This window comes from Bacillus pseudomycoides DSM 12442 (assembly GCF_000161455.1).
Classification (GTDB): Bacteria; Bacillota; Bacilli; order Bacillales; family Bacillaceae_G; genus Bacillus_A; species Bacillus_A pseudomycoides.
On sequence record NZ_CM000745.1, the window covers coordinates 5,156,196 to 5,156,614 of the forward strand.

Here is a 419-nt window from a genome sequence, read left to right on the forward strand (position 1 = left end):
CTTTAATGCTGTTGCAAATGGAGAGAAAAAAGTGATGGTTGCGGCATATAAGCAAATCTTTTATACCGTAAGTGCAGAACTACCTAACAATCCATCAGACCTTTTTGATAATAGTGTTACGTTTGACGAGTTAACTCGTAAAGGGATAAGTAAGGCGGCTCCGCCTGTTATGGTATCAAATGTAGCTTATGGTAGAACAGTTTATGTGAAATTAGAAACATCATCTAAGAGTAAAGATGTACAAGCTGCTTTTAAAGCCTTAATTAAGAATCAAAGCGTTGAAGCGAGTGGACAGTACAAAGATATTTTTGAAGACAGTACCTTTACCGCTGTAGTATTAGGCGGAGATGCAAAAGAGCATAACAAGGTTGTTACAAAAGATTTTAATGAAATCCGAAATATCATTAAAGATAATGCAG

Annotated in this window: 1 protein-coding gene; it reads left to right on the forward strand. The window is 35.8% G+C overall.

Annotated elements, in window-relative coordinates; all coding sequences use genetic code 11:
• The coding region (locus BPMYX0001_RS33390) for a thiol-activated cytolysin family protein (RefSeq protein ID WP_208858012.1) at positions 1-419 on the forward strand (419 nt) is incomplete at both ends.